This is a genomic window from Streptomyces sp. NPDC059371 (genome assembly GCF_042751995.1).
Taxonomy (GTDB): domain Bacteria; phylum Actinomycetota; class Actinomycetes; order Streptomycetales; family Streptomycetaceae; genus Streptomyces.
The window spans coordinates 82,715-102,692 of sequence record NZ_JBHYXD010000006.1; the positions used below are offsets into that span (position 1 = coordinate 82,715).

At 71.6% G+C, this 19,978-nt stretch carries 20 protein-coding genes; 15 read left to right on the forward strand and 5 right to left on the reverse strand.

What is annotated here, in order from left to right; all coding sequences use genetic code 11:
- Positions 1-110 precede the first annotated feature (110 nt).
- The 4 genes from ACFXGX_RS05735 to ACFXGX_RS05750 all read left to right on the forward strand — a co-directional run bounded on the left by ACFXGX_RS05735 (position 111) and on the right by ACFXGX_RS05750 (position 6,583).
- Positions 111-422, forward strand: a complete 312-nt coding sequence (locus ACFXGX_RS05735) for a hypothetical protein (protein ID WP_384785058.1) — start codon at positions 111-113, stop codon at positions 420-422.
- 284 nt (positions 423-706) lie between these two features.
- Positions 707-1,693, forward strand: coding sequence for a hypothetical protein (locus ACFXGX_RS05740; protein WP_384785060.1), 987 nt, complete (start codon positions 707-709; stop codon positions 1,691-1,693).
- 112 nt (positions 1,694-1,805) lie between these two features.
- Positions 1,806-3,653, forward strand: a complete 1,848-nt coding sequence (locus tag ACFXGX_RS05745; RefSeq protein WP_384785063.1) for an HSP90 family protein — start codon at positions 1,806-1,808, stop codon at positions 3,651-3,653.
- Positions 3,654-3,655: 2 nt separating this feature from the next.
- The gene (locus tag ACFXGX_RS05750) at positions 3,656-6,583 is read left to right on the forward strand and encodes a hypothetical protein (protein WP_384785066.1); all 2,928 of its coding nucleotides are present in this window, start codon (positions 3,656-3,658) and stop codon (positions 6,581-6,583) included.
- A 67-nt stretch (positions 6,584-6,650) separates the two neighbouring features.
- Here ACFXGX_RS05750 and ACFXGX_RS05755 read toward each other — a convergent pair whose 3' ends face one another.
- Entirely contained in the window at positions 6,651-7,184 is a 534-nt protein-coding gene (locus tag ACFXGX_RS05755) for an AAA family ATPase (RefSeq protein WP_384785321.1), read from the reverse strand.
- Between the two features lie 270 nt (positions 7,185-7,454).
- On the opposite strand from ACFXGX_RS05755, the gene ACFXGX_RS05760 reads away from it, so the two are divergent.
- The 3 genes from ACFXGX_RS05760 to ACFXGX_RS05770 all read left to right on the forward strand — a co-directional run bounded on the left by ACFXGX_RS05760 (position 7,455) and on the right by ACFXGX_RS05770 (position 9,721).
- Positions 7,455-7,946: a hypothetical protein gene (locus ACFXGX_RS05760; protein ID WP_384785069.1), complete on the forward strand. Its 492-nt coding sequence runs from the start codon at positions 7,455-7,457 to the stop codon at positions 7,944-7,946.
- A gap of 40 nt (positions 7,947-7,986) precedes the next feature.
- Complete coding sequence (locus tag ACFXGX_RS05765) at positions 7,987-8,535, forward strand: FABP family protein (protein WP_384785072.1); 549 nt, start codon at positions 7,987-7,989, stop codon at positions 8,533-8,535.
- 289 nt (positions 8,536-8,824) lie between these two features.
- Positions 8,825-9,721: an NAD-dependent protein deacetylase gene (locus ACFXGX_RS05770; protein ID WP_384785075.1), complete on the forward strand. Its 897-nt coding sequence runs from the start codon at positions 8,825-8,827 to the stop codon at positions 9,719-9,721.
- 65 nt (positions 9,722-9,786) lie between these two features.
- Here the strand turns inward: ACFXGX_RS05770 and ACFXGX_RS05775 are convergent, their stop codons facing one another.
- Both ACFXGX_RS05775 and ACFXGX_RS05780 read right to left on the reverse strand, forming a co-directional pair.
- Positions 9,787-10,143, reverse strand: a complete 357-nt coding sequence (locus ACFXGX_RS05775) for a hypothetical protein (RefSeq protein WP_384785077.1) — start codon at positions 10,141-10,143, stop codon at positions 9,787-9,789.
- Between the two features lie 94 nt (positions 10,144-10,237).
- Positions 10,238-10,459 (reverse strand): hypothetical protein, encoded by a 222-nt coding sequence (locus ACFXGX_RS05780; RefSeq protein WP_384785080.1) that lies wholly within the window; start codon positions 10,457-10,459, stop codon positions 10,238-10,240.
- 226 nt (positions 10,460-10,685) lie between these two features.
- Here ACFXGX_RS05780 and ACFXGX_RS05785 point away from each other — a divergent pair, with 226 nt between their 5' ends.
- Positions 10,686-10,940: a lipopolysaccharide assembly protein LapA domain-containing protein gene (locus tag ACFXGX_RS05785; protein ID WP_384785083.1), complete on the forward strand. Its 255-nt coding sequence runs from the start codon at positions 10,686-10,688 to the stop codon at positions 10,938-10,940.
- Positions 10,941-11,031: 91 nt separating this feature from the next.
- Here ACFXGX_RS05785 and ACFXGX_RS05790 read toward each other — a convergent pair whose 3' ends face one another.
- On the reverse strand, positions 11,032-11,580 hold the full coding sequence (locus tag ACFXGX_RS05790) for a DUF1062 domain-containing protein (protein WP_384785086.1): 549 nt from the start codon (positions 11,578-11,580) through the stop codon (positions 11,032-11,034).
- 400 nt (positions 11,581-11,980) lie between these two features.
- On the opposite strand from ACFXGX_RS05790, the gene ACFXGX_RS05795 reads away from it, so the two are divergent.
- From ACFXGX_RS05795 to ACFXGX_RS05825, 7 genes are all read left to right on the forward strand, one after another.
- Complete coding sequence (locus ACFXGX_RS05795; RefSeq protein ID WP_384785089.1) at positions 11,981-14,005, forward strand: ABC transporter ATP-binding protein; 2,025 nt, start codon at positions 11,981-11,983, stop codon at positions 14,003-14,005.
- 116 nt (positions 14,006-14,121) lie between these two features.
- On the forward strand, positions 14,122-14,775 hold the full coding sequence (locus tag ACFXGX_RS05800; RefSeq protein WP_384785092.1) for a DUF1707 domain-containing protein: 654 nt from the start codon (positions 14,122-14,124) through the stop codon (positions 14,773-14,775).
- A gap of 90 nt (positions 14,776-14,865) precedes the next feature.
- Entirely contained in the window at positions 14,866-16,134 is a 1,269-nt protein-coding gene (locus ACFXGX_RS05805; RefSeq protein WP_384785095.1) for an MFS transporter, read from the forward strand.
- A 292-nt stretch (positions 16,135-16,426) separates the two neighbouring features.
- On the forward strand, positions 16,427-16,918 hold the full coding sequence (locus ACFXGX_RS05810; RefSeq protein ID WP_384785098.1) for a sortase: 492 nt from the start codon (positions 16,427-16,429) through the stop codon (positions 16,916-16,918).
- 94 nt (positions 16,919-17,012) lie between these two features.
- Positions 17,013-17,708, forward strand: coding sequence for a class F sortase (locus tag ACFXGX_RS05815; protein ID WP_384785101.1), 696 nt, complete (start codon positions 17,013-17,015; stop codon positions 17,706-17,708).
- 278 nt (positions 17,709-17,986) lie between these two features.
- Positions 17,987-19,126, forward strand: coding sequence for a GAF domain-containing protein (locus ACFXGX_RS05820; RefSeq protein ID WP_384785104.1), 1,140 nt, complete (start codon positions 17,987-17,989; stop codon positions 19,124-19,126).
- 184 nt (positions 19,127-19,310) lie between these two features.
- Positions 19,311-19,538, forward strand: a complete 228-nt coding sequence (locus tag ACFXGX_RS05825; protein ID WP_384785107.1) for a hypothetical protein — start codon at positions 19,311-19,313, stop codon at positions 19,536-19,538.
- A gap of 59 nt (positions 19,539-19,597) precedes the next feature.
- Here the strand turns inward: ACFXGX_RS05825 and ACFXGX_RS05830 are convergent, their stop codons facing one another.
- Positions 19,598-19,855, reverse strand: a complete 258-nt coding sequence (locus ACFXGX_RS05830; protein ID WP_384785110.1) for a hypothetical protein — start codon at positions 19,853-19,855, stop codon at positions 19,598-19,600.
- Between the last annotated feature and the right edge of the window lie 123 nt (positions 19,856-19,978).

Below are 19,978 nucleotides of genomic sequence, written 5' to 3' on the forward strand. Positions count from 1 at the left end.
GGGCGATGCCGCGTAGGCGCCCGAAGGCCGTCCGCGACGAGCGATGGCGGCCGCCCCAACACGCACCCGTCCTCAGGATCCCGGGCGTATCGGCTCGAACTCGGGCCGCTGTGCGACGCGTTGAGTCCCGTTACCTGCACCTGAACGCAGTCGCTGTCGCTCTCGACCGGTTCGCGTGGGCGTTCAAGCAGCCCGGGCAATATCTGACCGGCTCCGGTGAGAGTCCCGGCATCGAGAACGAGGACGGCCGGGACGACCTGGAAGTGGCTCTCCGGCATCTGCCCAGGGGAGCCCGGGCGGATCTCGGCCGGCTGGTGGAGCGGATCGACGCGGAGTTCGAACGACGCACGCTTCCCGATCCGGGCTGGGCCTGCGAGTGGACGGCCGGGCGCCGGTGGTGGTGGCGCATACGGGAACGGTGACACCGACGGCCGGCAACTGGCATTGGCGGAGGCACCGGAACCGGCAGAGCTCTCTCACACGGACGACGACTCGCGGAAGCCGCTCCTGCCTCGCCGCCCTGTTCAAGCCCTCGCACCATGCCGTTCCGTCCGTCGCCTCGCCCGGTTGGCGGGACCGGGGCCGAGATCCGGTGCGGCGTGGGATCCGGGCCCGTGGAGGACCCGCGGAAACTCTGTGGCCACGGTGTCAGTAGGTCCGCTTATGCTGCACCGGACGATCATGAAGGACCAGGGGAGGGTACGGCATGTGGGGCAAGCTGTTCGGCAAGGACGCGGAGAGACCGGCGGCGGATCCGCACACGCTCCCGGTGTCGCGCAGGGGCAGGAACGGGGTGCACACGCTGCGCGCGCTCGGGGACGTACGGGTGCTCGCGCTGGTGGAAGCCGCCGACGCCGGTGACTGGGAGGCCGTCAAGGCCGCGCTGTCCCCCTTCGATCCGGGCCGCGACCACAGGGTGCTCGCCGAGCTGGCGGAGCTGGACGGTGTGCAGGACTGGATCGGGCGTGCCGTCGAGGAGGACAAGGAGCACCGGGCGACGGCTCTGCTGATATCCGGGACGCGCCACATCAGCTGGGGCTGGGAGGCCCGCACCAGCGACCGCGCGGCGAACGTCACGCAGGAGCAGTGGCGTGTCTTCCGCGAGCGGCTCGTGATCGCCGAGGAGCAACTGCTGGAAGCCGCCGAGCTGCGGCCGGAGTGGATCACCCCGTGGCGCCGTCTCCTCACCTCCGCGCGCGGTATGTCACTGCCCTCGAGCGTGAAGGAGGCCCGGCTCGACGCCGCTCTGCGCCGGGACCCGCTGGATCTGGAGACCCACATCGAGTGGGTGTCGCAGTTGCAGCCCCGTTGGGGCGGCGATCCCGGCCAGGCGCTGGCGTTCGCCCGGGACGCGCTCGGCCGCGCCCCGCAGGGGCACTCTCTCGGCTGTGTGATCGCCATGGCGCACATCGAGGACTGGGTCGAGTCGGAGCGTGGGAACTGTCTCGAAACCCCGGCGATCCAGGCCGAGTTGCGCAAGGCGGCCGACCACAGCATCCTCCACCCCGCCTATGCGCGGCACCCGGGCTGGCAGCAGGACTTCAATATGTTCGCCATGGCCCTGTCGCTGGCCGGTGAGCGTCACACGGTCCGGCGTGTCTTCCAGGAACTCGACGGCGCGTACACCAGCTGGCCGTGGACGTACTTCGCGGAGCCCGAGAAGCAGTTCGCCCGCCATCACCGCCGCGCCTGAGCGCACACCACAACCAGCGCGCCCGAGTGCACGCCGATCCCGCAGCAACACTGTCGCGCCCGAGCGCACGCCGATCCCGCCGCCCCGTTTCCACTCCCCTCCGGACTGCCCGATGACACTGCCCGACACCGCCGCGACCCCGGCGGGCGACGACCGCACCTTCCAAGTGGATCTGCGGGGCCTCGTCGACCTCCTCTCCCACCATCTCTACTCAAGCCCCCGCGTCTATCTGCGTGAACTCCTGCAGAACGCGGTGGACGCGCTGACCGCCCGGCACGCCCTCGAACCGGGCGCCTCGACCGACGCCTTCGGGATCCGCCTGTACGCCGACGGTTCGGTGGTCCGGGTCGAGGACGACGGCGTCGGTCTGACCGAGGCCGATGTGCACACCTTCCTCGCCACGATCGGCCGCAGCAGCAAGCGCGCCGAGAAGATCGCCGAGCAACGAGGCGATTTCATCGGCCAGTTCGGCATCGGTCTGCTGTCCTGCTTCCTGGTCGCCGACGAGATCCACGTCCTGAGCCGCTCGGCCCGTACCCCCGACGCGGCCGCCGTGGAGTGGCGGGGCCGTGGCGACGGCAGCTACACCGTCCGCACCCTGCCCGCGTCCGCCCGCCCCCGGCCCGGCACCACGGTCACCCTCACGCCGCGCGCCGACGCCGGCGACTGGACCCGGCCGGTCCAGGTTCAGGCGCTGGCCCGGCACTTCGGCTCGCTGCTGCGCCACCCGGTGACCTTCACCGACGGGACGGGCGGCACGCCCGCGCCGGTCAACCCCGAACCCGCACCCTGGGCGGTCACGTACCCCACGCCGGGATCCCGTTCGCGCGCCCTGGCCGCGTACGGCGAGGACGTCCTCGGGTTCAAGCCGCTGGACACGATCGAGCTGGACCTGCCGGCCGTGGGCCTGAAGGGCATCGCCTGCGTGCTGCCCGAGACGGTGCCGGCCGGGCGCCGCCATGGCCACCGCGTGCACGTCAAGGGCATGCTGCTGTCCGAGCAGGCCGAGGAGATCCTGCCCGAATGGGCGTTCTTCGTCCGGTGTGTCGTCGACGCCGAGAGCCTGCGCCCGACGGCGTCCCGCGAGTCCCTGTACGAGGACGACACCCTCGCCGCCGTCCGCGACGCCCTCGCCGAACGGCTGCGGGACTGGATCGCCCGGGCCGCCGCCAGCGACCCGGACCTGCTCGCCCGCTTCCTCCAGGTGCATCACCTGGCCGTCAAGTCGCTCGCGGTGCACGACGACGAGATCCTGCGGATGCTGCTGCCCTGGCTGCCGTTCGAGACCACCGACGGGCACGCCACGCTCGACGAGTTCGCTCGCACCCACCGCACGGTGCTCGTCACGTCGAGCGTGGAGGAGTTCCGGCAGGTCGCCGCGATCGCCTCGGCCGCCGGACTCGGCGTCGTCAACGGCGGCTACACGTACGACCGTGAACTCGTGCACCGGCTGCCGGAGATCAGGCCCGAGGCGAGCGTCGCGGACCTCGACCCGGCGACCCTGACCGCCCACCTCGACCCCGTCGACCGGGAGACGGAGCTGGCCGCCGCGGCCTACCTCGCCCAGGCCCGCGACGCTCTCGCCGTCTTCGACTGCGACGTCGCCCTGCGCGCCTTCCAGCCCGCCTCCGCGCCCGCCCTCCTCGTCGACAGCCGCGAGGCCCGGCACGAGCGCACCCGCTCCCAGCTCGCCCGTGAACAGGAAGGCGGCGTGTGGGGCGACATCCTCGGCGCCCTGCGCCAGGAGGCTCCGCGGGCCCAGCTCATCCTCAACCAGCTCAACCCGCTGGTGCGTACGGCCGTCACCATCACGGAGCCCGAACTCGCCCGCACCAGCGCCGAAGCCCTCTACGGCCAAGCGGCGATGCTGTCCCGGCGTCCGCTCAGGCCCGCCGAGTCGAGCCTCATCAACCGCTCCTTCCTCGACCTCCTCGCCCACGCCCTCCGCAAGGACAGCTGACGATGCCGACCGCACCCCAGACCACCGACGAGCTGCTCCAGGCGCTCCAGGAGAACGACCGCCGCCCCTACGGCCGCACCCGCACCGTCACCGCCGAGGAACTCGTCGAGACGGCCGAGCAGTTCGCCGAGCCGGTACCGCTCATTCGCGCACTCCTCGAACTCCAGGAGGCGTACACCTACGGCTCCGAACCCCGGAAGTCGCCCGTCGTCTTCGCCCGTCTGCTGACCCTGTTCGACGAGCAGCCCGACGTCTTCGACGAGCGCCTGCGCCACCTGCTGTTCTGGCGGTTCAAGTGGGTGGCCAACGCGCTGCTCGCGCTGCCCGAGATACCGCTGGCCAGCCTGCGCCAGTGGCAGACGGAGATGCGCGACCGGTACGAGAAGGCCGACCTGGGCCTTCAGCCGTACTACGGGCAGGCGTACCAACTCGCCGCGCACCTCGGTGAGGACACCGCGCTCGCCTACGAACTGTGGGCGGGGCGCCACCGCACCAGGCTCAGCGACTGCGAGGCCTGCGAGATCTGCGAGCGCGCCCTGTACCACCTCGCGGCGGGCGACGACGAGCGGGCCCTGCGCGTCTGGGAGCCCGTCCTGGCGGGGAAGGACTCCTGCCAGGAGGAGCCGGCGCGTTCCATCTCGCACGCGCTGCTCCCCCTGCTGCGCACCGGCGTTGCCGACCGGGCCGTGGAACTGCACCTCGCCGGCTACCGCGCCTGCCGCCGCAACCCGTCGATGGCCGGGGAGGTCGGCCGTCACCTGGAGTTCTGTGCGCTGACCGGCAACGAGGCGCGCGGTCTGGAACTCCTCGCCGAGAACCGGGGGCTGTTCGACGAGGTGGAGTCGCCGCGGGAGATGCTCGACGTCCTCACCGGTGTGGAGGTTCTCCTCCGTCGGGTCGAGCACCTCGGCCACGGCGAACTGCCCGCAGCGGGATTCGCGGGCCGCGCCTGGACGGTGGCCGGCCTGCGCGCCGAAGTGGCGGACCGCGCCGATGACTTGGCCGCGCGTTTCGACGCCCGCAACGGAACCACCGCCCACGCCGACCGCCGCGCGGCCCGCGTCGAACGTGCCCCGCTCCGGGACGCGTTGGAGCTGACCCTGCGCCCTCGCAGCCTCGACGACATCGCCACGGCCGTCCCGGTCACCGCGCCTCCCGCCCGTACGACCGCCACAGACGTACCCGAGTCGGTCGGTGAACTGATCATCCGGGCAAGGGAGTTGGACGATCAGGGCCACCCGGACTCGACCGCCGTCTGGGCACGGCTGCGCACGCTCACGGCCGCTCGCGACTACGCCCACCCCGACGACCCGGAGGTGGGTCCCCTCGTACGGCTCCGCGCGGACCTGCTGGACGACGAGGCGAGCCGGGCCGGCGACAAGGACGATTTCGCCGTCGCGCAGGCGCTGTACGAGGAGGCCGCGGGACTGTACGAGGACGCCGGAGCGCCGGAGCGAGCGGCACTCGCCCACGCCTGCGCGCTGCTCGCCGCAGCGGGCGGCGTCGACGACGGGGCCGAGGCGAAGGCCGCCGCACTGACCGCCGCCCACGCGTCCATCGTCGCCCTGCACGAGGAGACCTCCGGCCTCACACCGGTCCACGAGGCCCGTCTGCTGCGCCTGCGGGCCACGGTGCTCGGCCTGCGCCTGCAGACGTCCGGGAACGAGGACGACGCCGCGCCGGTCTTCGCCGAGGCGGACCTGCTTCTGGCGTTCGCCACGCGGCACGACATCGTCGGGCAGATCTCCGGCGCACTGCTGCTGAAGGCCGGCACGCACGCCCTCTCCGGCGACCTGCCCACCGCGGTCGCCGGGGTCGACGACCTCCTCGGCCGGCTGAAGGACCAGGGCCCCGCCTGGCACCTGCCCCGCGCACTCGGTCTGCGGGCCCGGCTCCAGCTCGGCCTCCAGGACCCGGAAGCCTCGCACGCGAGCCTGACGGAGGGCCTGCGTCTGGCCGCGGACTGGCCGGCCGAGGCGGTCGACACCAGCCGTCTCCACAGCGACCTGGCCGAGGTCTGTATGCACCTGGGCCGGCCCGACGAGGCACTGCGCCATCTGACACGGTCGGCTGAGCTGGACCTGCGTCACGGCAGCCGCACGGAGGCGTTCTGCAGCTACAGCAACGCGGCCCAGCTCAGCCTCGACATGGGCCGGGTCGAGGACTGCATCGCCCTGCTCGACTCCCTGATGGCCGAACCGGACGTCACGGCGGGCGAGTTGGACGACCGGCTCCTGGCCCAGCTACGCCTGACCCGGGCCCGGGCCCTGCACGCGGGTGAGGACCTCAAGGCCGCCACGACCGAACTCGTCGCTCTCGCGGCCGAGTCGGCCGACTGGGACGACGACCCCGGAAGCCACGCCATGATCGCCGCCGAGGCGGCCGTACTCCTCGGCGAGTCCGGCGAGTTCGGCCGGGCCCGGGAAGCCGTGAACCAGGCACTCGCCGCCCACGCGCTGGCACCGCGTTACGAGCAGCTCAGCAGTTGTCTGCGCGAACTCGCCCGCCAGCAGGGTCAGCAGCACGGCGAGGAGGGCCTGGCCGATGCCCTCGCGTTCCTCGCCGACGCCGGCCGGATCGCCGAAGAGGCCCGCGAGGCCGAGTACGAGCCCCGGGGACGCTCGCTGGACTCGGCCCTGGCCTACGAACACGGCCGGGTCAACGCGTACGCCGGTGAGTACGAGGACGCCCTGGCCGCGCTGGAGAAGGCTCTCGCCCTCCTCGGCGAGCCGGGACCGGAGGACGACCGGGCGGGCGAGTGGGCCGAGTGCGTCCGCTTCGCGGGTGCCGTGGAGGGCCTCTACCTGGAACGCGTCTCCCCCGCCCTCACCCGCCTCGACAAGGCGGTGTCCCTGCTGACCGCCCTGGGCTGCACGGAGGAAGCCGAACCTCTGACGACGTTGGCGTCCCGCCTGCGCGACGAGGCCTGACACACCGGCCGCGGTGCCAGGACGAGCGCGTCCCGGCACCGCGGTCGAGCCCTTCCTCCATGCTTGGTCAGCGATCCCGTGCGGGCAGGTGAGCCAGACCGGTGTCGAGCAAGATGCGGTCGACGGTCTCGTGGAGAGCGCTGTCGGCGCCGATGACCGTCTCGACGCCATCGGGCAGGAGATCGAGAGGCTGATACCAGTCGCGCAGCAGCGTCTCGTCGACCTCATCGGCGATCGGCTTGCCCGCGTGCCGGGCGAAGGTCTCGTCCAACGGCACGTCCAGGTAGTACCCGTGGGTCGGACCGCGGTGGTCGGCGCGCAGCCGGGTGAGCATGTCGCCGTAGTGATCGGCGCAGAGGATGCCCTCGACCACCACGTGATAGCCGGCGTCCAGGGCGTAGCGGGCGGTCAGGTCGATCAGACCGATGTTCGCCGCTCCGGCCCGGTCCCGCTCGCGCAGCACGATGCGACGGAGGTTGTCCTGACCGACCAGGGCCAGTCCGCGGCCGAATCTGTCACGGAGCCCGGCGGCGACGGAGGACTTCCCCGAGGCACTGTTGCCGCGCAGGACGACCAGCCGGGTTTCCTCGGTTCCCACCATCACGGCGACCACCCTACCGACGGCCGACGACAGCAACGGGCACGTTCCGAGGCACCGGCGGGATCGATGTCCTGAGGGGGCTTCATCCTCCAACGGCCCATCCTCTCGGGCAAAGTGACGCGGCGTCGGGAGGTTCGTAACAGGTGAAGGGGATGGGCGGGGTCCGGGTTCCTGGTGCACGCGGTTGCGGCAGACTGGAGGTCCTGTGTGGGCGGGGTCGGGGGGATCGCCATGGTCAGGTATGTGCACCACGAGCTCAGGGGTGCCTGCATGACGGTGGCTGCCGCCGCCGTCGGTCTGGTGGTGGCCCTGCCCTTCCGTGCGCTGCCACATGCGGAGGTACCGGGGGACGTCGTCGCGTGGTTCGCAGGCATCCTCGTGGTCGTGCCGTGCCTCTCCCTGATCGGGGAAGGGCGCGCCTTCCGCAGGGCGGTGCCGTTGCGGGACCCCGATGCGGTTCTGTCTCGCGGCCACGCCCCGCGGCCGTACTTGTTCCACGGTGGACTCCTGGCCGTCCTGCTGGTACTGACCCTGCCCCTGGCTCTCGTGACGAACCCGCTGGCCGCTCTGTGCGTGCTGCCTCTCACGGCGCAGTTGCTGGTCAACGCCGCGTACGCGCTCTACTGGGAGCGGACTCACGGACTGCTGATCTGGCGAGGTGCCGTCCCCGAGCAGCCACTGGGCAAGGGGCAGGTTTTCTACTCCTCGGGCCGTCCGCCGCGCCGCCGGGAGGATCACGATCTCCGGGCGGAATACCACTAGGCTGCCAGCCGGCACCGGCCTCAACCCTGGAGTGGATGTCATGGTCGACCTCTTCGGGCAGCACCCGTATCCCGACGCATTCCGCTCGGACGAGAAGCCCGCACCGCACGTGCTGCTCACGCCGGTGATCGGACTTCTCGGCACCTGGGCCGGACAAGGCCGCGGTGGCTACCCGACGCTCGACGAGGAGTTCGTCTACGCGCAGGAGGTCACCTTCAGCCACGACGGCCGGCCCTTCCTGCACTACGAGGCACGCGCCTGGCTGCTGGACCCGGACGGCTCACCGCTGCGCCCGTCGGCCCGGGAGAGCGGCTGGTGGCGGATGCAGGCCGACGGACGCGTGGAGGCGTTGATCACCCAGCCCACCGGCATCGCGGAAATCCTGGTCGGTCAGGCGGCCGACGGTGCGGTTGACCTGGCCACGCAGCAGGTGGCACTCGCTCCCACGGCGAAAGAGGTGGTCGCCACGCGCCGCCGCTACACCTTGACGGACGCGGACACCCTGGACTTCCTCCATGACCTGGAGGCGGTCGGTCAGCCGCTGCAGCACCATCTTTCCGCGCGGCTCCGGCGCTCCGGCGAGAGCTGAGACGCGAGGTCGGAGCAAATCACCTGGGCGGGCCGGGCCGGAGATCGGCGCGGTTCCCACCTGACCGTGTGTGCTCGCGGGGCCCGTGCCCGTACATCGGCGTGGCCCGGTGCCCGGCCGTACGTCGTGGCCGTGCCTACCTGCCCGCACATCGGCGTCGTGCGGTGCCTGAGCGTACGTCGTGGCCGTGCCTACCTGCCCGCACATCGGCGTCGTGCCGTGCCTGGGCGTGCGTAGTGGCGTGCCTGCCTCCCCGTACACCGTGTCCTCGTGTCCGTACCCTGGTTGCATGCGCATGCGCCCCACTCTCAACTGGATCCCTTCCGGGGATCTCCCGCCGGGCACCACGGATCTGGAGCCGGTCGCCGCCGCGCTGCGCACCGGCGGTGTGCTGGTGCTCAGCGGGGCGGGCATCTCGACGGAGTCGGGCATCCCCGATTACCGGGGCGAGGGCGGGAGCCTGCGTCGGCACACCCCGATGACCTACCAGGACTTCACCGCCACCGCTCAGGCCCGGCGGCGTTACTGGGCGCGCAGCCACCTCGGCTGGCGGACCTTCGGCCGGGCCCGCCCCAACGACGGACACCGGGCCGTGGCCGCGTTCGGGCGGCACGGCCTGCTCTCCGGGGTGATCACACAGAACGTCGACGGGCTGCATCAGACCGTCGGCAGTCAGGGCGTCGTGGAACTCCACGGAAGCCTGGAGCGGGTCGTCTGTCTCTCCTGCGGTGCCCGCACCCCGCGCCGCGAACTCGCCCGCCTGCTGGAGGAGGCCAATCCCGGCTTCGCGCCGGTGGCCGCCGCCGTCAACCCGGACGGTGACGCCGACCTCACCGACGAGCAGGTCGGGGACTTCCACGTGGTCCCGTGCACGGTCTGCGGCGGCATCCTCAAGCCGGACGTGGTCTTCTTCGGCGAGTCCGTTCCGCAGTCGCGGGTCGAGGAGTGCCGCCGGCTGGTCCGTGAGGCGACTTCGCTGCTGGTCCTGGGCTCCTCCCTGACGGTCATGTCCGGACTGCGGTTCGTCCGTCAGGCGGCCGATGCCGGGAAGCCGGTACTGATCGTCAACCGGGACGCGACCCGGGGCGACCGGCACGCCCTCACCCGGGTCGCGCTCCCCCTGGGCACGGCCCTCACCACGGTGGCCGGCCGACTCGGCATCCCCCTGGACGAGGCCGCGGCCTGAGCCTGGCGGGGTGAGGGTGGCCGGCCACCGCGAACGCGGCCGAGCCACCGGACCGGGAGCGTGGTTCAGTGGCCGCCGCGTAGGCGAGCGGCCCAACGGCCAAGGGCCCTTCGCGAACGGCGCACACGGGAGCGGGCCGGTGGCCGGCGGTCCCGAGAACCTGCCGGACTCGTATCGCCCGGGCCGCGCTCCCAGTGGTCGTCGGGCGACAGGAGCGGCGCCTTGCTTTCCTTCTGTGCCTGGATCTCGACGTGGGCCGCGTGCGAGGTCGCACGAAACACCTCTTCGTACGAGGCCAGGGCCGCGTTCACGGCTCCGCCGGCAAAACCCCTGGCGCGGACGCGGGCGGCGAGCCAGACGAAGAAGCCGATGACCGCGGCGAGGCCACCGAACATGACGACGAAGGGCACGAGCGCATCCATGGAGTGAGGCTATTGGCCGACCCAGATCGGCCGACGGCCGCACGACCCGACGGCCCGACGACCCGACGACCACAATCAACGATGAGTACGGCCTTCACCCCCGCGCGCTCACAGCGCGGGCCCGCCTGCGCAGCTCCAGCCGGGCCGCGGGCATTCGGCCCGGCCCCGTCCAGAACGGATGCCACCACAGACGGGCCGACAGCACCAGCAGACGACGGCGCAGTGCCGTGTGCCCCACTGGGCGGGGCACCGCGAGGGCGTCATAGGTGCGACACCAGGCCACTTCCAGTTGGACCAGGTCTTGGGGGAAGGACATGCGCGACACGGACTCCATGGCTTGATTAGCTCACATGTTCGATTTTCGACTCAAGTCCGCACCCTCTCGCCGCACCGCCTGGTTCAGCTCGCCCACCCGGTTCAGCTCGCCCGCCCACGGGTTCCACCCGCCCGCACAAGGGCGGTCCGAACCTCGGAAGCGGCGACCCCGGCCGGTCGCGGCCGATCGAGTCGCCCGCTCGGATGAACAGCCGGATACTGGCTTTATGGCCCAGAAGACCGCGAAGGCACACGGGCCGTCCACCGTGACGGTCAAGGGGCGGGACTACCGGATACGCAGCATCGGTTTCTTCGTGCTGGCAGCCCTGACGATCTGGTTCATCGCAGCCAATACCAACTCAGTGACCATCCGGCTCTGGATCCCTGAGGTCACCCTCCCCCTGTGGATCGTCCTGACCGTCACCCTCCTCGTCGGCATCCTCCTGGGGCTGCTGATCGCCTACCGCCGGGCGCGCCGGTAGCCCGCGCTCCGGACTCCCCGGTCAGGCCGCCCGGACATGGGGCCTGCCCGGCGGATCATGCCGGACAGGCCCGCACCGACCCCGAGAGGGCTCAGCGCTTGAGTGTGAAGGTGAAGTCGCCGGACACCTTGCCGCTCAACCGGACCGCCGAGATGACCTTCCCCTCGTCCATCAGTCTCTCGACCTCGGCCCGCGAAAGACCGCAGCCGTCGGCGATCAGCCGCATCGGGCGGAGGGGTATCCGCGCCGCGAAGCGGACCGAGACGTCGATCACCTCGCGGCCCAGATGATCCGAACCGCCGGTGTCGAGACGCCAGGCGCCGTCCCAGTCGAGGGCGATGCGATTGCGGCGCCGCACGACCGGGTCCTGCAGCAACTCCGCCGCGAGGCCGGGGTCGTTGGCGTGCATCCGGTCCAGCAGCTCCGGTCGGACCGAGCGCACGTGCGCCCGCTCCAGGATCGTGAGCTTCGCCGTGTCCCCGCAGCCGGCGCAGAGCACGAGAAGCCAGGCGTCGAGGAGTTTGTGGTTCGCGTTGACACGGAATTTTCCGTTGGCCCGGAAGCGCTCGGAGGCGCAGGCGTGGCAACGGCGGAGAACAGTAGGCAGGCAGGTGGGCATGACCACCCAGCTATTGAGCACAGAGGTACACCGGTTTCAGTGAGAAGTCCGCAGCAAAAGGCAGCGCGGCGCACGGGGGCGACGCGCGACAGATCAGCGCTCGGGAGGTCTCACACGGTGTACAACGGCACGTCCTCGCCTGGACGAATGGGCTCGGCGACACGCTAGTGCCGGACCACGCCACCACTCCACCGAATTTCCGACCGGCCGACCCGACTGTCTCCGGCCGACCCCGGCCACTCCGGCTCCCGGAGGCCGATAGCCGACGTATGCGACATAGTCACGCGCGAGTTGGGCAACCTCCCCTGATGGTGACGTCCAACCGATGGCGTGCGCCCACACGCAGAAGCGCCTTCCCGCCGACACTCGCTCGCGGCCCGCAGTCCAGGGCACGGAACCGGCACGCGCGGGGAGGCGCGGTGTGGTGAGGTTCTTCGGCAAGGTCCGGCTCGCGGAGCCGGAAGTGTCCGACGCGGAGCGCGAGTTGTTCGGCGGCCCGTTGCGCTACGACATGGGCTGGTCCCAACACGAGCACGCGCAGCTCGACTTGACCATGCTGTCGGCACTGCGTTCCATGCCGACCCTGGTAGGGGCGACCTTGCGCATGGCATGGAACACGGACCGCCGGGCTCTCATCGCCGTCGGCGTGAGCGAGATCGGGCAGGGTGTCGCCGCGGCCGTCGGGCTGCTCGCGGTCAACGCGGTCATGCACGCACTGCTCGGCGTCGGCACCGCGGCCGAGCGGCTGCACGCTCTGATGCCGGGCCTGCTGGCCGCCGCCGCGATCGCCGTCGTCAACTCCGTGCTGGCGGGCTGGTCCACGTCCCGGGCGGGCCGGCTCGAACCGCTGGTGGAGCGGATCGCCACCACCCAGTACCTTGCGGCCGCCGCCTCCGTGGAGCTGGAGGCCATCGACGACCCGGACTTCCGGCGGCTGATCGACATCGCCCAGTACGGTCCCGCGTCCGCCCGTCAGATGATCAGCGCCTGTGTGGCCGCGCTGAACAGCACCATCTCCCTGGTGGCCACGGCGGGCGTGCTCACGGTGCTGCATCCGGCGCTGCTGCCGATGCTCGTCCTCATCGCCGCCCCGCGCGGCTGGGGCGCGATGCGCGTGGCCCAGGAACGGTACGTGTCGGTGATGAGCTGGATCGAGCACCTGCGGGCCAGCCGGCTGATCGGCAACCTCCTCACCGAACGCACCGCCGCCCAGGAGGTACGTATTCACGGCGTCGGTCCCTTCCTGCTCAGCCGGTACGAACGCATGGCGCGCAGCGCCGAGGCCGAGCAGGAGCGGCTGGCCGCCGGCAAGGCGGTCACAGAGTGGGTGGCCTCGGCGCTGTCCGGACTGGCGATGGCCGCCACGTACGGAACCATGATCTGGCTGGTCATGAGCGGGCACATGAGTCTGGCGGTGGCCGGCACGGCGGTGATCGCCGTCCGGTCCGGGTCGGCGAGCCTGGGCGCTCTGGTGATGAACGTCAACACCCTGCACGAGGAGTCCCTGTACGTCCGCGACCACGGACGCTTCCTGACCGAGGCGGCCGCGTACGCGATCCCCGAGACGGGCGGTCCGGTTCCGGAACAGGTCAAGCAGATCACGCTCGACGAGGTCTCGTATCGGTATCCCGACCGCGAGGCTCCGGCGCTCGACCGGGTCACGCTCACCATCCCCATGGGCTCGGTCACGGCCGTCGTCGGCGAGAACGGCTCCGGCAAGAGCACTCTCATGAAGGTCCTCTCCGGCCTGCTGCTCCCCCAGGCAGGGACGGTGCGCTGGGGCGACCTGGACGTCACCGGGCTGGAACGCTCCCAGGTCTTCGAGCGCGTCGCACTGCTCACGCAGGACTTCCAGCGCTGGCCCGTGACGGCGGCGATGAACATCCGGATCGGCCGCCCCGAAGCCGAGGCCACCGACGACGACCTGTGGGCGTCCGTCGACTACGCGGGAGCGGGGCCGGTCGTCTCCAGACTCCCCGACGGGCTGCGGAGTCTGCTGGCCCGCGTCTTCCGCGGGGCCATCGAACTGTCCGGCGGCGAATGGCAGAAGGTCGGCCTGGCCCGCACGCACTGGCGCAGCTCCACCTCGCGGGCGGACAGCATCCTCATCGTGGACGAACCGACGTCCGCCCTCGATCCGGAGGCCGAGATCGCGGCGTTCGACCGCATCCGCGGACTCGCCGCCCCGCACCGCGCCGTCGTCCTCGTCACCCACCGTATGTCCGGGGTCCGCCACTCCGACCGGATCTACGTCCTGCACCAGGGGCGGCTGGTCGAGGAGGGCGGCCACGACGAACTCATGGCGGCCCGGGGCCGCTACGCGGCGATGTTCACGGCCCAGGCAGCCCAGTACGCCCCCACCCCCACCATCCCGCGCCCCAGCTCACCCGACTCACCCGGCTCCTCGATCCCACCCGGCTCACCCGCTGCCGCGGACCCCGCGTGACTCCGTCGAGATGGGGGTCCGACCAGGATCCCCGTATCGCGATATAGCGTTAGTCTTCTCCTCGCGCGCCGCTGCCCGCGTCGCGCGGAGTCGTTCGACAGGATCGGGACGGAAGCATGTCGGGAGAGATCGCGCCCACCGGGAAGCCCGCCGGCCCCGGCTCGTCGCTCGGGCTGCGGGCCTCGCACGCGGACCGGGACCGGGTGGTGGACGTACTGCGCATCGCGGCCGGGGACGGCCTGCTGACCGCGGACGAGCTGGACGAACGCCTGGAAGCCGCCCTGTCGGCGCGGACCCTGGGTGAACTGGCCGCGCTCACCACCGACCTGCCGTCCGTCGGCGCCGCCGGAGCGGAGGCCAAGGACACGGTCCGGATCGAGCAGGTCCACAGCGGCGCGGTCGAGCGGGTGGGGCGCTGGGTCGTGCCGCGGAGGCTGGAGCTCGCCGTGACGTTCTGCGAGGTGACCCTCGACTTCACCGACGCCGTGATCACGCACGACACCCTGCGCGTCGACGTCGGCATGATGGGCAAGACCCTGACGCTGGTCACCCGGCCGGGGATCGTGGTCGACACCGACGGACTGCGGCTGGTGCACTGCAAGGTCAAACACCGCCCCGCTCCGACGCATCCGGACACACCGGTCACCCTGCGGGTCGAGCTGGTCGGCGAGAAGGCGCACGGCCGCGTGGTGGTACGTCCACCGCGCCGGACGTTCGGGCAGTGGCTGCTGCGCAGGTCCGCCGCCCTTCCCCCCGCTGAATTCAGGTGACCTGCGGGGACGGCACTGCTTACCATCGGGCGCTGCAGTTCCTGTCCGCTGTCCCTGATCGGTCGTTTCGTGAAGTCCTTGGTTCCTGGTGTGCTGCGTGATGAGCCGCAGTTCGCCCGCCTGTTCATCGGGCAGTCCCTGTCGGTGGTGGGCGACCGTGTGTCGTTCATAGCCGTGCCCTTCGCCGCGCTCTCGGTGGGCGGGTCCGCCTCCGACGTGGGGCTGGTCGCGGCCGCGAGCCTCGTGCCCACGCTGCTGTTCTCCCTCGTGGGCGGGGTGTGGGCGGACCGTTTCCCGCGCCATCGCATCATGCTGGCGTCGGACCTGGTGCGGTTCGCCGTGCAGGGGCTCGCCGCCGTACTGCTGTTGACCGGCGTCGCCGAGATTCGGCATCTGGTGCTGCTGATGATCGTGTTCGGCACGGCCGACGCGTTCTTCATGCCGGCGGCCACAGGACTGATGCCCCTGCTCGTCGGCGCCGACCGGCTGCGGGAGGCGAACGCCCTGCGCGGGTTCGTCCAGTCGGCGGGACTGGTGGTCGGTCCCGCCGTGGCCGGGATTCTGGTGGCGGTGGCCGGTCCCGGCGGCGCCTTGGCGGTGGACTCGCTGACCTTCGCGGTCAGTGCCGCGTTCCTGGCCCGGCTGACCCCGCGCGGCATGACACCCGAGGCGACGCGGGCCGCCCCGGGCGGAAGGTTCTTCAAGGAGCTGCGCGCCGGCTGGACGCAGGTACGGAACCGGACGTGGGTGTGGTCCGGCTTGGCGGCGATTTCCGTCTACCACGTCGTCGTGCTGCCGTCGGTGTTCGTGCTGGGGCCCGTCCTCGCCGAGCGCGAATGGGGCGGCGCGGCCGGCTGGTCGATCGTGACCGCGGGCTTCGGCATCGGCTCCATCGTCGGCGACGTCTGCGCCTACCGGCTCAAGGTCAGACATCCGATGGCACTCGCCGCCGCGGCGCTCGCGGTGGGCTCCTGCCAGGCGGTCATCATCGGCTCCGGCGCTCCCGTCGCCGTGATAGCCCTCCTCGAAGCGGTCACCGGCGTCGGCGTCTCCCTCTTCTTCGTCATCTGGGAAACCGCGCTGCAGACGCACATACCCGAGACCGCCCTGTCCCGGGTGAGTTCGTACGACTATCTGCTGTCGACGGGACTCATGCCGCTGGGCCTCGCGCTCGCCGGCCCGGTGTCCGATTCCCTCGGTGTGCGGCCCACGCTGTACGCGATGACGGTCATCGCCGTCCCCGCGTCGCTCGCCCTCCTGTTCGTCCCCGCCGTACGACGTCTCCCCGCCCCCGCCTCGGCCGCGACCGGCGGCGGCGGTGACAGCGTCCGCACCACTCCGGAGGTCGGCGCCGCGTGAAGCGGGGAGCTCGGCAGCCGCCGAGGAGGGGACACACGGCCGTGCCCCCTTGGCCCGTTCGGGGATGAGGACCGTTAGCCCATCCGACTCCTGAGGCGAGACAGCCGCCGTCGCGCGTCCGCTTCGGGGACCTGCGCAAACGCTCATGCGGAAGACGACAAGGCCGCTGGCCGGGTGAAACCTGGGCCGACGCTTCCAGTTGCGGAGCTGACGGAGCGTCGGTTTTCTCGTCTGTGGAGATCACAGGAGCGCCGAGCGGACAGGTCGGCCACTGCTTTGTCGGAGGGTTCCCTTGCGAAACACACACGTTGGCGTCGGTGTCGGACTGCTCCTCGGCGTCCTGGCTCTGCAGAGCCCGGCCGCCGTGGCCGCCGGTGACACGGAGCTCCGTATCGACCCGGGCAGTGGACTGCCGGGCTCCACGGTCACGGTCACGACCACCGCCTGCGGCCCGGATGTGACGTACGGCAAGGGCGAGTCTGCGGCGGGAGGTCAGTTCCACATGTTCGGGGGCAGCCGCAAGGGTGTGCTCGTGGGTGAGTTCACGATTCCGGCCGAGGGAGCGACCGGCACCGACACCGTCACCGTGAAGTGCCCGCCGCGGATCAAGCTCACGGACACGTACGAGATCGCGGACCAGCAGCCGAACGGCGGCATCCACGCCGGGTTCGGAGACGCCCAGGACACCAACACCCAGGTGGCCATGGGCGGTGCGCTGATCACGGCGGCCGCGGCCGGGGCCCTGTACAGGATCCGCCGCCGCTCGCACGGCGCCCGGGCCTGACCTTCCGCTCCGGCCGCCCAGGCCCCCGATCCCCGCTCCCGACGCCCGCACGGCGGGAGCGGACTCCCCCGGCTCCCTCCAGGCAAGAGGCCCGATGTTGAAGGAATCCAGGGACAAGGCCGACGCGCCGACGCGCACGTTCGTGCCACCGGTCACGTCTCTGGTCGTGGCACTGGTGGCGGGCATCCTGCTGGTGCTCGGCACGATGGTCGACAGGCGGCCCCCGCAGCCCTCGGCCGACCAGGCCTTCCCCACCCCGTCGGCGGGTCTTGCCGCCCCGCCGGCACACCCCGCCGCCCCGCCGCTGCCTCGCTCCGAGCCCGTACGCATCCGTATCCCCGCGATCGGTGTGAACGCCTCCCTGGCACGGCTGGGCCTCGACAGGGCGGGGGCTCTGCGGCCCCCGCCCGAGGACGAGACCGATCTCGCCGGCTGGTACGGCGGGGGCACGACACCGGGTTCGCGCGGTACGGCCGTGACCACGGGGCACGTGGACACACGCGCCGGAGACACCGGCGTGTTCTACCGGCTCGGCGCCATCACCAAGGGCGAGACGATCGAGATCGCCCGGGCCGACGGCCGTACCGCCGTCTTCACCGTGGACGCCGTGGAGGTCTACGACACGGACCGGTTCCCCGACAAGAAGGTCTACGGCAGCACGGGCCGGCCCGAACTCCGCGTGATCACCTGCGGCGGCCGGGCCGGGAACGGCGGATACCTCGGCAATGTCGTGGTGTACGCGACCCTCACCGGCGCGCGCCAGACCAAGGGCCACGCCCTGGCTGGGTAGCGCGCCGCCTGCTCGGCGTGGCAGGGGTGCGCTTTTGCGTGGTTCCTCCCGCGGCCGGAGGGGCTTCTCGAGGGACAGTGGCCGGAGGGACTTCACGAGGGACACTTCGGGCCATGCGTCGCATCACTCCTTGCCCTGCCGCCCGTGTGCGGTGAAGGTGGAGGAAGGGTCGGACAGCGGCCGACGCTCCGGGAAGGACGGGCCGCATGTCACAAGAACAAACACTTGCCCTTCGGACCGGCCGTCGGGAGCTGAACGCGACGCTCACGGTTCGTCGGGTGACGGACGGCGCGGACGTGCTGTGCCTGTCCGGCATTCTCGACACCGAGGGCGCCACCGCGCTCGGCCACGAACTGACCACGCACCTTCGGACAGCGGGCTCGAACCGGCGCGTGATCCTCGATCTGACGGGCCTGCGGCTGCTGAGCGCGGCAGGCATCCATGTGCTGGACACCCACACAAGCCACCTGTCCGAGAACCCGGTCCTGGTGATCGTCTCCACTCCGCACGTACGGGAGATCTTCACCCTCGCGCCGGCGCCGGGTCTGCGTGTCTGCCCGACCCTCGACGCGGCCCTGGCCGCGCTGCCCGAGATGGCGCCGCGCCAGGCCGCCGAGACGGCGGAAGGGCCCGAGGACCAGGCGGACGAGCTCCTCGGCCTGCGCGCGAAAGCCCGGACCGGCGCCGTCATCGGAATGGCCCAGGGAATCATGCTCGAGCGCTACTCGCTCCCCGGCCTCCAGGCGGCCTTCGACCTGCTGCGCGAGACCTCCCAGCACCACAACGTGCCGCTGCGCGTCCTCGCCTCCGCCGTCGTCACCGCCCCGCGCCCCGCCACGGACTCGTCCGAGTGGTTCCCGGGCCGCCTGCGCACTCCCCCGCCCTCCCCCGAGCTGCTGGACGTCCCCGGCCAAGGGGCGTACGACCGGCGGCAACTGCTGCGCACCCTCGTCCACGAGGTCGTCGCCGTGGCCGACGCGGACGGCGCGGAAGTACATCTGGCCGACCACGCCCTGGGGAACTCCCTCGTCCTCGAATCCCACTCGGGTCTCGACGCCACCTATCGGAAGCACGTCGCCCAGGTCAGCGCCCCGCCGGCCGTGTGCGCACGGGCCCGCCTGCTCGGGCGGCCGGTGTCCGTCGCGGACGTCACGACCGACCCCGACCTCCTCGCGACGGAGGAGGGCCGCGCCGCGCTGGCCGCGGGCAGCCGCGCGATGTACGCGGTGCCCGCCCTCGCCGAGGACGGCGCGTGCGTGGGCGTCATCACCGCCCACCACGCCCGGCCGGGACCCTGGCTGACGCACGTACAGCTCACCGCGCTGCGGACGCTCGCGGACGACCTGGCGCGCTGGAACTCCTGGTACCGGCGGACGGTCGTCCTGGACGCTCTTGAACACCTCCACGCCCAGAACTGAGGCGGCGGGATCTTCGCCCGGGTCACCGAGCCGTCCCCACCGACTGTCCTGTTCCGGTTCCCGCGACGGCCGCCCCCTCACAGCACCCGTCCGCTGATTTGCCCCCATCAGCCGGGGAACTCGGTGGGGGCTCTTCGAACGGTGCCTGTCGCAGGACAGGCGGGGCAGGAAGCGAGGACGGCTCGTGGAGTACGAGTTGCGAGCGGAGTACGCGGAAGGCGCCCGGCCCGAGTCGGTCGGTGCCCGCGTCGGGCTCTGGCACATGACGCAGGCGGGCAAGAGCGTGTCGCTCTGCGGTCGGCAGCTCGATCAGGTCGCCTGGACGCAGCCCCCGACGGCCTGGGGCACCGCCGCGTCCGATCCCTTCTGCCGCGAATGCGGGGTGAGGTATCTCCGCATGGGCGTTGGCTGAGACGGACGCCCGGCGGTACGGGCTGGAGTCGCCCGTGCCGACCTGGAACCGGAGCAAGCTCAGCCCACTCCAGGCAGCCGCGCGCTCGCGGGCCACGGGTCGGACCACAAAGACCATGCCTCCGGGCCTCCGCCGTGCCACTCGATGACCTCCCATTCGGCCACGTCGACCTCGTCCATGCCTGCCCAGCCCGCCTCGTGCAGCAGTCGGGTCAGCGCTCGCAGATCCCGGGCCGCTCCCGCGAGCTTGCCGTCCACCCACACCTGACGGCCGTCGCGCTTCGTGGGCGGGTGAACGATCACCGACCGGTCGCTCATGTCCAACCTCCTGGGCCGGGGCCCTGCGAGTGTCCCCCAGCCACGGCCTCAAACGTCCCTGCGCCGGTGGTACCCCCGCCGGACGAAAGCTCGTGTCAACCTGCGCCCTCTGGGCACCCGGAG

Coding starts and splice junctions, on each gene's coding strand:
- ACFXGX_RS05740 (WP_384785060.1), top strand. CDS start 707: ATGTGGGGCAAGCTGTTCGGCAAGGACGCGGAGAGACCGGCGGCGGAT.
- ACFXGX_RS05745 (WP_384785063.1), top strand. CDS start 1,806: ATGACACTGCCCGACACCGCCGCGACCCCGGCGGGCGACGACCGCACC.
- ACFXGX_RS05750 (WP_384785066.1), top strand. CDS start 3,656: ATGCCGACCGCACCCCAGACCACCGACGAGCTGCTCCAGGCGCTCCAG.
- ACFXGX_RS05755 (WP_384785321.1), bottom strand. CDS start 7,184: ATGGTGGGAACCGAGGAAACCCGGCTGGTCGTCCTGCGCGGCAACAGT.
- ACFXGX_RS05760 (WP_384785069.1), top strand. CDS start 7,455: ATGACGGTGGCTGCCGCCGCCGTCGGTCTGGTGGTGGCCCTGCCCTTC.
- ACFXGX_RS05765 (WP_384785072.1), top strand. CDS start 7,987: ATGGTCGACCTCTTCGGGCAGCACCCGTATCCCGACGCATTCCGCTCG.
- ACFXGX_RS05770 (WP_384785075.1), top strand. CDS start 8,825: ATGCGCATGCGCCCCACTCTCAACTGGATCCCTTCCGGGGATCTCCCG.
- ACFXGX_RS05775 (WP_384785077.1), bottom strand. CDS start 10,143: ATGGATGCGCTCGTGCCCTTCGTCGTCATGTTCGGTGGCCTCGCCGCG.
- ACFXGX_RS05780 (WP_384785080.1), bottom strand. CDS start 10,459: ATGTCCTTCCCCCAAGACCTGGTCCAACTGGAAGTGGCCTGGTGTCGC.
- ACFXGX_RS05785 (WP_384785083.1), top strand. CDS start 10,686: ATGGCCCAGAAGACCGCGAAGGCACACGGGCCGTCCACCGTGACGGTC.
- ACFXGX_RS05800 (WP_384785092.1), top strand. CDS start 14,122: ATGTCGGGAGAGATCGCGCCCACCGGGAAGCCCGCCGGCCCCGGCTCG.
- ACFXGX_RS05815 (WP_384785101.1), top strand. CDS start 17,013: ATGTTGAAGGAATCCAGGGACAAGGCCGACGCGCCGACGCGCACGTTC.
- ACFXGX_RS05830 (WP_384785110.1), bottom strand. CDS start 19,855: ATGAGCGACCGGTCGGTGATCGTTCACCCGCCCACGAAGCGCGACGGC.